Origin of the sequence: Sphingomonas sp. NIBR02145, from assembly GCF_027359115.1 — a bacterium.
Lineage (GTDB): Bacteria > Pseudomonadota > Alphaproteobacteria > Sphingomonadales > Sphingomonadaceae > Sphingomonas > Sphingomonas kyeonggiensis_A.
Genome location: NZ_CP114791.1, coordinates 3,674,541 through 3,687,455, shown reverse-complemented (window position 1 = coordinate 3,687,455; position 12,915 = coordinate 3,674,541). Strand labels below are relative to the sequence as shown.

Here is a 12,915-nt window from a genome sequence, read left to right as displayed (position 1 = left end):
TATTGCGCAAGGCGCAGTGGACCCCGGCACAAGGCCGGAGTGACGATCGGAAACGAAGGAAGCCGCGCCTCCGCCTACCCGGGATTATGCGCGTCGAGGAACCTGCCTACCCTCTGCAGGAAATCCGCCTCGTTCGCCGGATCGTGCATCGTGTGATCTTCGCCCGGATAGACGACGAACTCATGCGCCTTGCCCGCCCGGGTCAGCGCATCGTGCAGCCGCTCGGACTGGTCGACCGGCACTGTCTGGTCGGCGGTGCCGTGCGCGATCAGGATCGGCATGGCGAGCTGGCCGGCATAGGTGACCGGCGAGATCGATTCGAGCGACGGCGCCTTGCCCTGGATGCGGGCCCGCCAGGCACGGAAGGCGCGCTCCTCGAAGGTCTTGTGGTCATAGTCGAGCTGGGCGCGGACGTCGGAGATGCCGGCATAGCTGATCGCGCAGCGATAGGTCCGGTTGTCGCGCGCCGCCGCCCACATCGCGGCATAGCCGCCATAGGAGGCGCCCATGATGCACACCCGCTTCGCATCGATCGTGCCGCGCTTCGCCAGCCAGGCGACGCCGTCATCGACATCGTCCTGCATGCCGCGACCCCATTCGCCGTCGCCGCGCGCCGTCATCGCCCGGCCGAATCCGGTCGAGCCGCGATAATTGGGCTGGAGCACCGCATAGCCCTTGCCCGCGAGATACTGGACCCAGGGATCATAGTCCCAGCTGTCGCGCGCGAACGGCCCGCCATGCGGCATCACGATCAGCGGCAGGTCCCTGGCCGCGCGCCCGGCCGGCAACGTCAGATAGCCGTCGATCTTCAGGCCGTCGCGCGCCGCGTAATGGATGGTCGTCACCGGCGCGAGCTGCTTGCCGTCGAGCGCCGGATTGATCGCGGCGAAGCGCCGGGCCTGGCCGTCCGCGAACAGATAATAGACGCCCGGATCGCTCGCCGAGGCGCTGTAGACCAGCAGCGCGCGCTGATCGTCGCTGGCCGAGACCACGCGGTTGACCCGCCCGGGCAGCGCCGCGTCGATCGCCGCCTGGCGGCTGCGCATCGCCCCGTCGAACCACAGCATCCGGTCGCGATCATCGGTATAGGCAACGCCGGCGGGCTTGCCGTCCGGAGTCAGCTCGAACCCGTCGAGATCGGCCTTGCTATTCTCATAGACCAGCGCCCCCAGCCGGCCGGCGCGGAAATCATAGGTGTAGAGACCGATCCGCCCGGACGGCGCCTCGGCCAGCGCATAGCCCTGGTCGCTGCCCTGGACGGGCGCGAACTGGGCGATCTCGGGATCGGTGCCGGCAACGTCATTGCCCTCGCGACTGAACCCGTCAGCCTCGCCCCGGCGATAGACCAGCCAGGCCTTGTCGTCCTTGGCGCCCACGCCGGCGCGCACCACCCCGGCGCCATCGACCACCCAGTCCTGGACATGCGGCTGGGCCGCCACCGCGAGTGTCGCCGCGCCACTGGCCAGGTCGATTCGCCACACCGAAGGCGTGTCCCGGCGGCGATCGCGCGTCTTGAGCAGCAGGAAACCGGCCTTGCGATCGACATGGAGCAGTTCCTCGCCCCTTCCGGCGACGCGTGCCTGCCCGAGCTGGGCAAGCTGGCCGCGCGCCACGTCGATCTCAACCAGCCGGGTGGTCGATTTGGCCTCGTCGCGTGTCAGGCTGGCGAGCAGCCGGCCCGGCGCCAGCCAGAAATACCATTCGAGCCGCTCGCCCTGGGGCAACGCTACGGGATACGCGGCAAGATCAGGGCGCTTCGGGTCGAACAGCATCAACCGGCCCTCGGCCCCGATCCGGGCGACGATGCGGCTGCCATCGGGGGAAAGCTGCGGGTCCTCGATCGCCGCCGGGGCGAGCAGTTCGGCCGCGCTCGGCGGCGTCGCCGGCCCGGGATCGGCCCGCGCCACGGTCATCAAAGCGAGAATGGCCGCCAATCCGGCGGCGCCTGCCCGGCGAAACTGCGTCAACGAAACCCCCACCCGAGTCCGAGGGCGAGGATGATGGGAGATCGAAAATTGCGCAATACCGTAGATTTGCGCAACTTATTGAAACGGCAGCGTTATGACCTGCAATGCGCCGGCAAGCTTGGCCTTGGCAGCGCGCCCGCGACTGCACAGAATGGCGCGGCATGCGGAGCCGGCACCCAAACGGCGCGTTGGCCCCGCCGGAACCAAAGAGGGATCGTGGACATGAAGACGAAGCTTCGCGCGGCACTGCCCGCCATTGCCCTGCTCGCGGCATGCAATGCCGGTTCGGGCGTGTCCGCCGAGCCCCAGGCCACGCCCAGCCCGGCGCCCGATCCCGCCCCGCCCTTCACCATGACCCAGGTCGCCGATTTCGATACGCCCTGGGCACTGGCCTTCCTGCCCGACGGCCGCATGCTGGTGACCGAGAAGGCCGGCAAGATCCTGCTCGTCTCGGCGGACGGCAAGCAGTCGCAGACCATCGCGAACGTCGATGTCGTGTTCCAGGGCCAGGGCGGCCTGCTCGACGTGATCCCGGCGCCGGACTTCGCGAAGAGCCGCCAGGTCTATTACACCTATGCCGAGCCGCGCCCGGACGGCTCCAGCCTCGCGCTGGCCCGCGCCACCTTCGTCGACGGTACGACGCCCGCGCTCACCAATCCGCAGGTACTGTGGCGCGCCGGGGCGGACGGCAAGGGCGGCCAGTTCGGTGCGGTCATCGCCTTCGCGCCCGACGGCAAGTCGCTGTTCCTCACCTCGGGCGAGCGCCAGCGCTTCACCCCCGCCCAGGATCCCAACCAGGCGCTCGGCAAGATCCTGCACCTGACGCTCGACGGCAAGCCGGCGGCCGGCAATCCCTGGGCGGGCAAGACGGGCAGCGCGACCGTGACCGTCACCGATCCGCCCAAGAACACCGAGCTCGCCAGGACCGCGCCCAGCCGCACCGTCGCGGTGGAGGGCACGAACCTGGTTCCCGCCGAGACCTGGAGCCTCGGCCATCGCAATCCCTATGGGCTGGTGTTCGATGGCGGCGGCCGGCTCTGGGAAGTCGAGATGGGGCCCAAGGGCGGCGACGAGGTCAATCTGATCGTCAAGGGCCGGAACTATGGCTGGCCCAATGTCTCCAACGGCGACAATTACGACGGCACGCCGATCCCCGATCATGCGCCGGGCGACGGCTATGAGGCGCCCAAGGTGTTCTGGAACCCCGCCATCTCGCCGGGCGGCATGGCCTATTATTCGGGCAATCTCTTCCCGCAGTGGAAGGGCTCGCTGCTGATCGGCGCGCTTTCCGGGCGCGGGCTGATCCGCGTGGCGCTCAACGGCGACAAGGCGAGCAAGGCCGACCAATGGGTGCTCAACATGCGCATCCGCGACGTCGTCCAGGGGCCGGACGGCGCGGTGTGGCTGCTCGAGGATGCCGGACGGGTCAACGGGCGGTTGTTCAAGCTGATGCCGAAGTAAGGGCTGCGGACAAACCCGTTCCCCGGCGAAAGCCGGGGCCCGGGGTTTCTCTGCCGTGTCGCTCTTTTACCCTGGCCCCCGGCCTTCGCTGGGGAACAGGCAGGCTGGGAAGCGCAAGACCGGATCGACTGCTCCCACCGCTTGCAATGCAGGATTGCGCCTGCCGGGCTGATGCGGTCGGCTCCCCGGGGCCGGCCGCTGTTTGCCCCTGTAGGAAAGATAGGATCGCGTGCACGCAACAATGTTGCGAGATGCGACGCGGACCCGGGAAAGTGGGCAGAATAGCAGCCCGCCAAACCGCCTCTTGGCCTGTACTTCGTGTACTTTCGCGGGCCTCGCCCCAGTCGGTGTAGGACGCCGCCCTAGCGCAGGATCAGGTAGTTCATCCGCGCCGCGGCGATCGGCCGGTCGGGCTCGTCCTGCCAGGCGACTGCCTCGACATTGGCGACGCGGGTGCCGAGCCGGGTGACGATGCCCCGGGCACGCGTCGGCTTGTCGCGGCCACCGCGCATGTAATCCACCGTCAGGTTGATCGGCTTGACCTGGGTCTCGTCGGTGCCGAGCGCCTGCCATAGCGCGCCGACCGCCGCCATCTCGAGCAGCCCGCCGATCGCGCCGCCATGCAGGAAGCCGGGCCGGCCGAGCACATCGGGGCCGAAGGGCATCACCAGTACCGGCGCATCCTCGCCCGGTTCGACCGTGAGGCCGAGCAGTTCGGCGTAAGGGGGCAGGATCACCGGTATCCCTCCGTCGCCATGAAGGTACCGGCGACGTGCGCGATCGGGTCGTTCGGATCGCCGTCATGCGCCTGGCCGCGCACGAACGCGATCGAGCGGGTCAGGCGGTAGCATTCACCGCGGCCGATCACCGCGCGTCCGGGCGTTGCGGGGCGCAGATAGTCGATCCGCAGGTCGAGCGTCGCCTGGGGCACGAAGGTGCCGGCGCGCAGCCAGACCGAGACGGCGGTGGCCATGTCCATCAGCGCCAGGATCGGCCCCGATGCGAGCACGCCCGACGCCGGGTCGCCGATCATGTCCTCGCGGTACGGCAGCTCGAGCTCGGCCCAGTCCGGGCCATGGTCCCGGTAGCCGATGCCCAGCCGCGTGCCATGGCTGGCGAAGCGCAGCTCGAAGAAGCGCAGGGGATCGAAGGTGGAAGGGGCCGCTTGGCTCATAAGCCCGGCCCTAGCGCGGCGGCGGATGGCACGCAAATGGGGGCAATTACATGCTTGTAAGATGCACCATATCGACCCGCCCCTAGCCTCCCCTTTGTCGGGTCCTTCCCGGAAGAGGGGGAAATATGGGGTTGCTGAAGATCGATCTCGGCGAGATCGCCGAGCTGGGTACCAATGTCGCGATGCACGGCACGCTGGCCGCCGTGGATCGGGATGTCGATGACCTGTTCGAGCTGATCGTCGGCATCGCGATCCTGATCTACGAGATGGTGCCCGACTTCGCATGAACGGGATCGACGCGGCCACCCGCGCCGCGATCGTCACCGCCCGGGCTGCGGCGCCCGGCACGGTACGGGCGTGGCGCGCGGGGCCTGCCTATCGCACGCTCGCCGCCCGCTTCGCCGACTGCCCCGCCGGCGATGGGGAAGCAGCAATTGCCCTTGCCGCGGAGATGCTATGCGACGCCAGCTGGGCCGAGGCGCTGCTCGACCCTCTGGTCGAGGTGCTTGCGGCCGATCCGCTGTTCGAGCCGCCCTTCCGGGTAAGCCGCGATCCGCTGCGGATCGGCGCGGTGCTGTTCGAATGCCCGGCGGTGAAGCTCTCCGCCAGCGTCACCAGCGCGGCGGAGATGCGGCGCAGACCCCCGCCGTCCAGCTGCACCTTCACCGGCCGGCTGGCAGTGACGCGCTATGTCCGCGCGGGTGGCGCCACGCTGCGGCGCTGGCGCACGGCCCCTGCCGAGGCTGAATTCCGCGCTGATGCCGCTCCGCCCTGTTTGGAGGAAGCGCCGCTCCACCTTGCCGATGGCGCAGTGGTGGCGATCGACGGACGCAGCGAGGCGCAGTTGCTCGCCGATGCGACCCTTGACGTGGTCACGCTCGTCGCCACCGCCCGTGCCGGGGCACCGCTGATGCGCGAGCATGCGATCGCGGACGGCCGGCTGCTCCGTATCGCCAGCGGCGACGACCGCGCCTCGCGCACCGAGATGCTGCTCGCCTTCCTCCGCCTGGCCGGCCGCGTCGATGGCGGTCCCTGCTTCGAGCAGGCGACCCATGATCCCGCCTTCCACCTGCGCTGGGCGGCGATGCGCGAATGGCTGGCGCTCGACGCCCGCGCCGCCCTTCCGCGGCTGGGAGCAATGGCGGAAAGCGACCTTCATGCGGAGGTGCGCGAGGCAGCGGGCCGGACGCTGGCTGTGGTGCGCGCAAAGCTGGAAACGCCATGCCTCGCCTGATCGATCCCGGCACGGGCGATGCGATCGGCCTCGGCGATCTGGTCGAAGCGCTCGACGCCAACCCGGTCGATGCCCGTGACGAGGACGCCTTCGCCAGCTGGGGCCCGCTGCTTGCCCGACTGGGTCGAAACCCGGATTTCCTCGCCGATCTCGCCATCGCCGAGCTCAAGGCGAATTGCTCCGGGCAGGTCACAGGCAATGGCTATGGCGCCCAGGTCTTCCTGCTGCGCCCGCCCAATGGCCGCTATGTGCTGCGCGCCAATTTCTGGCCGGCACGCGAAGACCCGATCACCCGCGCCAGCGGCCCGGCGGCGTTCTTCTATGATCTGCCGCACGATCATAATTTTCCATTTCTGACATGGGGTTATCGCGGCCCGGGCTATTGGAGCGACTATTATGAATATGATGTCGCCCCGCTCGCCGGCCTGCCGGGCGAGGATGCAGGGCTGCGCTTCGTCGAGCGATCGCGGCTCGAGCAGGGCAAGCTGATGCTCTACCGGATGCGGCGTGACATCCACGTCCAGCTGCCGCCGGACAGCATGTCGGTCTCGCTCAACATCCTCGGCGCCGATCCCGCCCAGCCCTGGCTCGACCAGTATCGCTTCGACATCGCGCGCGGCACGATCGCGCAAGGCCTGACGGTGACCGCAGCCGAGGCGCTGGTCGCGATTGCCGTGCATCTCGGCAACGGCCTCGACCTGGCCGAACGCTTTGCCCGCGACCACCCCTGTTCCCGGATGCGGGTGACGGCGCTCGATGCCCTTGCCTCCGCGCTGCCGGGCGAGGCGGCGACGCGCTTCGAAAAGGCGGTGGACGATCCCGACCGTATCGTCGCCGGTCACGCCCGGGCGCGACTGGGTCCGTGACGGACATGATCGCCACGGAAACGGAGCTATCGCCGTTACCCTCGCACCGTGACCGCCATCGTCGCCTGTAATCTGGAGATGCCCGGCCTGGCCGAAGCCGCCGCCGCACGCGGCCTTGGGCTGGTGCGGTTCGTACCCGGCGTGGCGGCGGATGCGGCGCTGGTGAGAGGAAGGCCCGAGACGATCGCGCGCATCCACGCGATCGGATGGCAGGGACCATTGCTGCTCCTGCTGGCCGATAGCGACAGCGTCGCCCTGGCGCTCGATGCCGGTGCCGAGGACGCGATGCCCGCCTCCGCCAGCGTCGAGGAGATCGCCGCCCGGCTTGCCGCGCGCATCCGGCGCCGGCCCGAGATCGTGCTGGGCGAACTGCGCATCGATCAGGTGGAGCGGCGGGTGACGCGGGCAGGCCATCTCATCCGGCTGCTGCCCCGCGAATATGCGCTGCTGCTCCATCTCGTCCGGCAGGGGGAGCGGCCGAGCGGGCGGAATGAACTGCTGTCCGCGGTGTGGGGGCTGGGATTCGATCCTGGCACCAACGTTGTCGAAGTTCATGTCTCAAGATTGCGTGCAAAGCTCGATCGCGGCTTTGCGATTCCGATGCTGCGCACCGACAAGGGGCGCGGCTACCGGTTGTGCGCGGCGTGATCGCGCCGCTATCGTGCCCCCCATATAAGGGAGAGAGCCAAGCCATGACCGAGCAGCGTGTCACGATCGACATCCACGAAGGCGTCGCCGACGTAAGGCTGGCCCGGCCGGACAAGCTCAACGCGCTCGACCCGGCGATGTTCACCGGCATCATCGCCGCGATCGCCCGGCTGGAGCAGGAACCCGGCCTGCGCGCCGTCGTCCTTTCCGGCGAGGGGCGCGGCTTCTGCGCCGGGCTCGACATGGCGAGCATGGCGCAGAGCGGCCTGGGCGGCGCCAAGGACCTCGACATCGCCGCGCGCACCCACGGCCTGGCCAATGACTATCAGCAGGTCGCCTGGGGCTGGCGCACCCTCCCGGTGCCGGTGATCGCCGCGCTCCACGGCGTCGCGTTCGGCGGCGGGCTGCAGATCGCCAGCGGCGCGGACATACGCATCGCCGCATCCGGCACCCGCCTGTCGGTGATGGAGATGAAATGGGGCATCGTGCCCGACATGGCCGGCTATGCGCTGTGGCACGGCAATGTCCGCGACGACGTGCTGCGCGAGCTGGCATATACCGCCCGCGAGTTCGAGGCCGAGGAAGCCCAACGCCTGGGCTTCGTCACCCGCATCGCCGAGGATCCGCATGCCGAGGCGATGGCGCTGGCCCAGGCGATCGCCGGGCGCAACCCGCACGCGATCCGCGCCGCCAAGCGCCTCGCCAACCTGGAGGGCGACGCCGGCGACATCCTGCTCGCCGAGAGCCGCGAACAGGCCGCGCTGCTGCGCACGCCGAACCAGATGGAAGCGGTGATCGCCAACATGCAGAAGCGCCCGCCAGTGTTCAAAGACTGACGTCGATCGCCTCGACCCGGTCCGGATAGAAAGCGAGATGGCCCCGGATCGCCTCGACCGCGGCATAGGGCGCCTCATAGCTCCACACCGCATTCTCCACGCCGCCGACGATCGAATAATAGGACGCGTCGCCCTTGTACGGGCAATAGCTGACATGGGCGGTGCGGCCGAGCAGCGCCATGTCGGCATCCTCGCGCGGGATGTAGAGGACCGGCGGATAACTGGCCTCGCGCAGCTCGAGCGCGCGGCGCGTATCCGCGATCACCCTGCCGGCGGCACGGACCACGACATGCGCGTCCGAACGCATGATCGTGATCGGATGATCGGGCCCGGGAATCAGGATCGGCTTGCTCACCATATGCCACCTCCGGCAGGCGATATGGGGCGGCGCGAGGCCATTGCAATCGCCCCGTCACGCCGCCATACCGCATCTTCGAAAAAAACCGGGAAAGGGTGCCAGCATGCGTGAAGCAGTGATCGTCTCGACCGCGCGAACCGGGGTCGGCAAGGCGGGCCGCGGCTATTTCAACGACACCGAGGCGCCCGTTCTCGCCGCGCATGTGATGAACGCCGCGGTGGAACGCGCCGGCATCGATCCGGCGCGGATCGACGACGTGTTCTACGGCATGGGCAACCAATGGGGCACCGAGGGCGGCAACATGGCGCGGATGGCGCTTTTCGCCGCCGGGCTGCCGCACAGCGTGCCCGCCTTCAGCCTTGACCGCAAATGCGGATCGGGACTGACCGCGATTGCCCTCGCCGCGCGATCGATCATGACCGACGAGATCGACGTGGCGCTGGCCGGCGGCATGGAATCGATCAGCCTGACGATGAAGAACGCCCCGCGCTATGTGAACCAGTCGGTGATCGGCAAGGTGCCGGCGGCGTATATCCCGATGATCGAGACCGCCGAGATCGTCGCCGAGCGCTATGGCATCAGCCGCGCGGCGCAGGACGAATTCGGCGCGATGAGCCAGCAGCGTGCCGCAGCGGGGCTGGAGAACGGTGCCTTTGCCGAGGAGATCGTGCCGATCACGGTGGAAAAGGCGCTGTTCGACAAGGAAGGCAACCGCACCGGCAGCGAGACGGTGACCGTCACCCAGGACGAAGGCATCCGCGCCGGCACCACCGCCGAGGTGCTGGCCACGCTCAAGACCGTCTGGAAGGACGGGCAGTTCGTCAAGGAAGGCAAGTACATCACGGCGGGCAATGCCAGCCAGCTTTCCGACGGCGCCGCCGCCCAGATCCTGATGGAGCGGAAGACCGCCGAGGCCGAGGGCAAGGAGATCCTGGGCATCTATCGCGGCTTCCAGGCCGCCGGCTGCGAGCCCGAGGAAATGGGGATCGGCCCCGTCTTCGCGGTGCCGAAGCTGCTCAAGCGCGCGGGGCTGAAGGTCGAGGATATCGGCCTGTGGGAGATCAACGAGGCGTTCGCCAGCCAGTGCCTCTATTGCCGCGACACGCTGGGGATCGATCCCGAGAAGCTCAACGTCAATGGCGGCGCCATCGCGATCGGCCACCCGTTCGGGATGAGCGGATCGCGGCTGGTGGGCCATGCGCTGATCGAGGGGCGCAAGCGCGGGGTGCGCTATGTCGTGGTGTCGATGTGCACCGCCGGCGGGATGGGGGCCGCAGGGCTGTTCGAGCTTCCCTGACGCCCGCCTTCCTCCCTCGTCACCCCGGCCTTGTGCCGGGGTCCACCGGGAGGCGCGCGATGGGCAAGAAGCTCTTTCGTCAAAACGAGAGGCATAGTGGACCCCAGCACAAGGCCGGGGTGACGGTTAGTGGTTTTTGGCGACGGATTGATTCAGTCCAGCCCCACCGCGTCCGCCGCGCGCTTCTCGGCCGCGGCGTGCAGGTCCCAGAAACTCTCCACGGGCTCGCCGGCCAGGCGCCGCTGCAGCACTTCGAGATGGGCGCCCCAGCCGCCGCCGAAATTGCGCGCGTCCGCCGCCCCGCGCAGGCGGTTGTGGGTGAGCACCAGCCGGGTGCGGTCGGGGGCGAAGGCGAAGAGCTCGATCGTCACTTCACCGGCATCGCCATTGTCCCAGGTGAAGGCGAGGAAATGCGGCGGCTCGAAGCGCGTGATCGTCTCCGACCAGGCCTTGCCCTGATGCTGGGCGTAGCGCTCGGGATTGGGCACGTCGCCATCGGACAGGTTCTGGTGGTTGAAGGTCATGCCGAGCTTGCCGCCGACCTGCGGCTCGGTCGGACCGCCCATGAACCAGCGGGCGCGCAGCTCGGGATCGACCAGATATTGCCAGACGGTCTCGATCGGCGCGGCAAGGTCGCGCTCGAAGCGGAGCATCTGCGGGGTGATCGTGTCGGCGGCAAGCGTATCAACCATCGTGCTTCTCCGTGATACGGCCCAGGCCTTCGAGGATCATCGTCCAGCCCTTGCGGGTCTGGTCCTCATAGGCGGCCCAGGCGGGGTCCATTGCGTGGGTAAGGGTGAGCGTGCAGCCGCTGTGGCTGGGCGCGATGTCAATCGAGACGCGGGTCCATTCACTTTCCTCGACCGGTCCCGCCGCGAAGAGGAAGACGAGGCGCTGCGGGCGCTCGATGACTTCGAAGCGCAGTCGATGGGGCACTTCCCCGGTGCCGCGCCGCTCGACGATCAGCCCCTCGCCACCGACCCGCGCGTCGATCTCGCAGCGGACCATCTCGCCGTCCGGCGTGGCGAAGAGGAAGCGTGCCGCATCGGCGGGATCGAGCCAGGCATCGAACACGCGCTCGGCCGGCGCGGCGAATGCGCGGGTGATGCTGAGGATCGGGGCACTCATGCCAGGTTGACCTGCCAGGAGACTCCGAACCGGTCGTTCAGCCAGCCGAAGCGGGGGCTCCAGCCATAATTGTCGGGCGGCATCAGCACGCCGCCGCCCTCGGACAGGGCCGCGAACAGCCGGTCGAACTCGGTTTCGTCCGCGACATCGAGGAAGAAGGACCAGCTCGGGGTGAAATCGAAGCCGTGCGTGATGAAGCTGTCATGGATCATCACCGCCTGGCCGGCGATCACCGCATGCGCCCGGAGGATCGTGCCTGCGGGGCCGGGCCCGTCGGGGCCGAAGCGCTCGACCGACTCGATGCGGCTGCCGGGCACGGTCTCGATCCAGAAATCGAGCGCGGCCTGGGCCTTGCCGTGCTGGAACATCAGGAACGGGGTGGCCCGGGTCATGAGCGGGTCGCCTTCTGGTCCGCGGCGATGATCGCTTCGAGCGCATCGAGGCGGACGGTCCAGAACTTCTCCCATTGCTTCAGCCATTGCTCGGCTTCGGCAAGCGGCGCGGGCTTGAGTGCGCACATATAGCTGCGTCCCACCTTGCGCCGCGCGACCAGCCCCGCGCCCTCGAGCACCTTCAGGTGCTTGGACGCGCCGGCGAAGCTCATCGCAAAGGGCTGGGCGAGATCGCCGATCGATTTCTCGCCCTGGGCAAGATGGGCGAGCATGCCGCGCCGCGTGGGATCGGCGAGGGCGTGGAAGGTGGCGTCGAGTCGATATTCAACCATGTGGTTTAATATCTGCGCGCCAGCCGGGATAGTCAACCGATTGGTTGAATAATTTTCGGCGGATTTCCGCGATTCCTCCGGAGAAATGTTGAATCTCTTGTCACGCTTGCGCGCAAAGAAGGCGTCGCGCTCGGCTTCAGCCGCGGCGCGGGCTTCGGAGGTCATGGAGGGTCCGGTGGAGTCGGCCATATGCCGACCCCATCAGACAAAATCCTACATTGATAGCGTTATTTACGCCTCAGCCGGCACCGGCGCGCGGGCGGCGCGGATGCTGTCCCAGGCATAGAGCGCGCAGCCGGCCCAGATCAGCGGGAAGGCGACCAGGTGGACGGTACGCAGCGGCTCGCCAAGCGCCAGCGCGACGAAGAATTGCAGCGTCGGTGCGATGTACTGGAGCAGGCCCATCATCGACAGCGGCAGCAGCCGCGCGGCGGCGGCGAACATCAGCAAGGGCGTGGCGGTGATGACGCCGGCGGCGATGAGCAGCGCGTTCTGGCTGGTGGAGACACCGAAGCCGCTGGTCCCCTGCCCCGCCGTATAGGCCAGCCAGACAGCGGCGAAGGGAATGAGCAGGATCGTCTCGACCGTGAGCCCGCCGAGCGAATCGATCGCCACCACCTTGCGGACCAGGCCGTAGAAGCCGAAGCTCAGCGCCAGAGCGAGCGAGATCAGGATCGCCCCGCCGCCCTCCAGCGCCATCACCAGCACGCCCGCCGCGGCGATGCCGATCGCCACGCCCTGCCAGCGCCGCAGCCGCTCGCCGAGCACGAGCATGCCGAGCGCGACATTGACCAGCGGATTGATGAAATAGCCGAGGCTCGCCTCGAGCACATGGCCCGTCTCGACCGACCAGATATAGACGAACCAGTTGATCGCGATCAGCGCCGCGCTGGCGCAGAGCAGGAGGAGGGTGCGGCCGCGGGCCGCGCGCCAGATGTCGCCTGCCCGGCCGAACGCGAAGACCAGCACGCCGAGCAGCAGCACCGACCAGACGATGCGGTGGGCGAGGATCTGGAGTGCCGGCACGTTCGACAGGATGTGGAAATAGATCGGCAGGAAACCCCAGATGCCATAGGCGCCGACCGCAAGCGCAAGGCCGCGATTGGCGGAAGCGCGGGCGGGATCGGCGGACGCGGGACTGCTGCTCATGCCGCCTCCTTGCGCGGACCTTCGACGGCGCGCAAGCAAGCCTCGCTTTGCCGTCGCAAAGCGATTGCACCGA

16 protein-coding genes are annotated in these 12,915 nt (G+C 68.4%); 7 read left to right on the top strand and 9 right to left on the bottom strand.

What is annotated here, in order from left to right; all coding sequences use genetic code 11:
- Positions 1 to 74: 74 nt before the first annotated feature.
- Positions 75 to 1,913: an alpha/beta hydrolase family protein gene (locus O3305_RS16720; RefSeq protein ID WP_269573544.1), complete on the bottom strand. Its 1,839-nt coding sequence runs from the start codon at positions 1,911 to 1,913 to the stop codon at positions 75 to 77.
- A 276-nt stretch (positions 1,914 to 2,189) separates the two neighbouring features.
- Here O3305_RS16720 and O3305_RS16715 point away from each other — a divergent pair, with 276 nt between their 5' ends.
- Entirely contained in the window at positions 2,190 to 3,428 is a 1,239-nt protein-coding gene (locus tag O3305_RS16715; RefSeq protein WP_269573543.1) for a PQQ-dependent sugar dehydrogenase, read from the top strand.
- A 362-nt stretch (positions 3,429 to 3,790) separates the two neighbouring features.
- Here the strand turns inward: O3305_RS16715 and O3305_RS16710 are convergent, their stop codons facing one another.
- Complete coding sequence (locus O3305_RS16710; protein WP_269573542.1) at positions 3,791 to 4,165, bottom strand: PaaI family thioesterase; 375 nt, start codon at positions 4,163 to 4,165, stop codon at positions 3,791 to 3,793.
- The gene (locus O3305_RS16705) at positions 4,162 to 4,602 is read right to left on the bottom strand and encodes a PaaI family thioesterase (RefSeq protein WP_269573541.1); all 441 of its coding nucleotides are present in this window, start codon (positions 4,600 to 4,602) and stop codon (positions 4,162 to 4,164) included. The genes O3305_RS16710 and O3305_RS16705 overlap by 4 nt, the downstream gene beginning before the upstream one ends.
- 125 nt (positions 4,603 to 4,727) lie before the next feature.
- Between O3305_RS16705 and O3305_RS16700 the strand changes: the two genes are divergently transcribed.
- From O3305_RS16700 to O3305_RS16680, 5 genes are read left to right on the top strand one after another with little or no spacing between them, the layout of a single operon-like run.
- Complete coding sequence (locus O3305_RS16700) at positions 4,728 to 4,889, top strand: hypothetical protein (RefSeq protein ID WP_184162555.1); 162 nt, start codon at positions 4,728 to 4,730, stop codon at positions 4,887 to 4,889.
- On the top strand, positions 4,886 to 5,836 hold the full coding sequence (locus O3305_RS16695) for a hypothetical protein (RefSeq protein WP_269573540.1): 951 nt from the start codon (positions 4,886 to 4,888) through the stop codon (positions 5,834 to 5,836). The genes O3305_RS16700 and O3305_RS16695 overlap by 4 nt, the downstream gene beginning before the upstream one ends.
- Positions 5,824 to 6,702: a transposase gene (locus O3305_RS16690; protein WP_269573539.1), complete on the top strand. Its 879-nt coding sequence runs from the start codon at positions 5,824 to 5,826 to the stop codon at positions 6,700 to 6,702. Before O3305_RS16695 ends, O3305_RS16690 begins: the two co-directional genes overlap by 13 nt.
- A 48-nt stretch (positions 6,703 to 6,750) precedes the next feature.
- Positions 6,751 to 7,350 carry a winged helix-turn-helix domain-containing protein gene (locus O3305_RS16685; protein ID WP_269573538.1) on the top strand — a complete coding sequence of 200 codons (600 nt, stop codon included), beginning with the start codon at positions 6,751 to 6,753 and terminating at the stop codon, positions 7,348 to 7,350.
- Between the two features lie 44 nt (positions 7,351 to 7,394).
- Positions 7,395 to 8,186 carry a crotonase/enoyl-CoA hydratase family protein gene (locus O3305_RS16680; RefSeq protein WP_269573537.1) on the top strand — a complete coding sequence of 264 codons (792 nt, stop codon included), beginning with the start codon at positions 7,395 to 7,397 and terminating at the stop codon, positions 8,184 to 8,186.
- Here O3305_RS16680 and O3305_RS16675 read toward each other — a convergent pair.
- Positions 8,176 to 8,544, bottom strand: coding sequence for a DUF427 domain-containing protein (locus O3305_RS16675; RefSeq protein ID WP_269573536.1), 369 nt, complete (start codon positions 8,542 to 8,544; stop codon positions 8,176 to 8,178). The two genes, O3305_RS16680 and O3305_RS16675, sit on opposite strands and share 11 nt — an antisense overlap.
- Positions 8,545 to 8,647: 103 nt before the next feature.
- Here O3305_RS16675 and O3305_RS16670 point away from each other — a divergent pair, with 103 nt between their 5' ends.
- Entirely contained in the window at positions 8,648 to 9,841 is a 1,194-nt protein-coding gene (locus O3305_RS16670) for a thiolase family protein (RefSeq protein ID WP_269573535.1), read from the top strand.
- Positions 9,842 to 9,993: 152 nt separating this feature from the next.
- On the opposite strand, the gene O3305_RS16665 is transcribed toward O3305_RS16670, so the two are convergent.
- From O3305_RS16665 to rarD, 5 genes are read right to left on the bottom strand one after another with little or no spacing between them, the layout of a single operon-like run.
- Complete coding sequence (locus O3305_RS16665; protein ID WP_269573534.1) at positions 9,994 to 10,533, bottom strand: SRPBCC family protein; 540 nt, start codon at positions 10,531 to 10,533, stop codon at positions 9,994 to 9,996.
- Positions 10,526 to 10,969 carry an SRPBCC family protein gene (locus O3305_RS16660; protein WP_269573533.1) on the bottom strand — a complete coding sequence of 148 codons (444 nt, stop codon included), beginning with the start codon at positions 10,967 to 10,969 and terminating at the stop codon, positions 10,526 to 10,528. The genes O3305_RS16665 and O3305_RS16660 overlap by 8 nt, the downstream gene beginning before the upstream one ends.
- Complete coding sequence (locus tag O3305_RS16655; protein ID WP_269573532.1) at positions 10,966 to 11,361, bottom strand: VOC family protein; 396 nt, start codon at positions 11,359 to 11,361, stop codon at positions 10,966 to 10,968. Before O3305_RS16655 ends, O3305_RS16660 begins: the two co-directional genes overlap by 4 nt.
- Positions 11,358 to 11,882: an ArsR/SmtB family transcription factor gene (locus tag O3305_RS16650; RefSeq protein ID WP_269573531.1), complete on the bottom strand. Its 525-nt coding sequence runs from the start codon at positions 11,880 to 11,882 to the stop codon at positions 11,358 to 11,360. Before O3305_RS16650 ends, O3305_RS16655 begins: the two co-directional genes overlap by 4 nt.
- A 42-nt stretch (positions 11,883 to 11,924) precedes the next feature.
- A complete protein-coding gene (gene rarD, locus O3305_RS16645; RefSeq protein ID WP_269573530.1) occupies positions 11,925 to 12,842 on the bottom strand; it encodes an EamA family transporter RarD in 918 nt (305 codons plus the stop codon).
- Positions 12,843 to 12,915 lie beyond the last annotated feature (73 nt).

What these genes read in the sequence shown, in the direction of transcription:
- O3305_RS16660 (WP_269573533.1), bottom strand. Translation starts at nt 10,969, where the DNA reads ATGAGTGCCCCGATCCTCAGCATCACCCGCGCATTCGCCGCGCCGGCC.
- O3305_RS16650 (WP_269573531.1), bottom strand. Translation starts at nt 11,882, where the DNA reads ATGGCCGACTCCACCGGACCCTCCATGACCTCCGAAGCCCGCGCCGCG.
- rarD (WP_269573530.1), bottom strand. Translation starts at nt 12,842, where the DNA reads ATGAGCAGCAGTCCCGCGTCCGCCGATCCCGCCCGCGCTTCCGCCAAT.
- O3305_RS16680 (WP_269573537.1), top strand. Translation starts at nt 7,395, where the DNA reads ATGACCGAGCAGCGTGTCACGATCGACATCCACGAAGGCGTCGCCGAC.
- O3305_RS16695 (WP_269573540.1), top strand. Translation starts at nt 4,886, where the DNA reads ATGAACGGGATCGACGCGGCCACCCGCGCCGCGATCGTCACCGCCCGG.
- O3305_RS16665 (WP_269573534.1), bottom strand. Translation starts at nt 10,533, where the DNA reads ATGGTTGATACGCTTGCCGCCGACACGATCACCCCGCAGATGCTCCGC.
- O3305_RS16655 (WP_269573532.1), bottom strand. Translation starts at nt 11,361, where the DNA reads ATGACCCGGGCCACCCCGTTCCTGATGTTCCAGCACGGCAAGGCCCAG.
- O3305_RS16720 (WP_269573544.1), bottom strand. Translation starts at nt 1,913, where the DNA reads ATGACCGTGGCGCGGGCCGATCCCGGGCCGGCGACGCCGCCGAGCGCG.
- O3305_RS16700 (WP_184162555.1), top strand. Translation starts at nt 4,728, where the DNA reads ATGGGGTTGCTGAAGATCGATCTCGGCGAGATCGCCGAGCTGGGTACC.
- O3305_RS16670 (WP_269573535.1), top strand. Translation starts at nt 8,648, where the DNA reads ATGCGTGAAGCAGTGATCGTCTCGACCGCGCGAACCGGGGTCGGCAAG.
- O3305_RS16690 (WP_269573539.1), top strand. Translation starts at nt 5,824, where the DNA reads ATGCCTCGCCTGATCGATCCCGGCACGGGCGATGCGATCGGCCTCGGC.
- O3305_RS16715 (WP_269573543.1), top strand. Translation starts at nt 2,190, where the DNA reads ATGAAGACGAAGCTTCGCGCGGCACTGCCCGCCATTGCCCTGCTCGCG.
- O3305_RS16705 (WP_269573541.1), bottom strand. Translation starts at nt 4,602, where the DNA reads ATGAGCCAAGCGGCCCCTTCCACCTTCGATCCCCTGCGCTTCTTCGAG.
- O3305_RS16675 (WP_269573536.1), bottom strand. Translation starts at nt 8,544, where the DNA reads ATGGTGAGCAAGCCGATCCTGATTCCCGGGCCCGATCATCCGATCACG.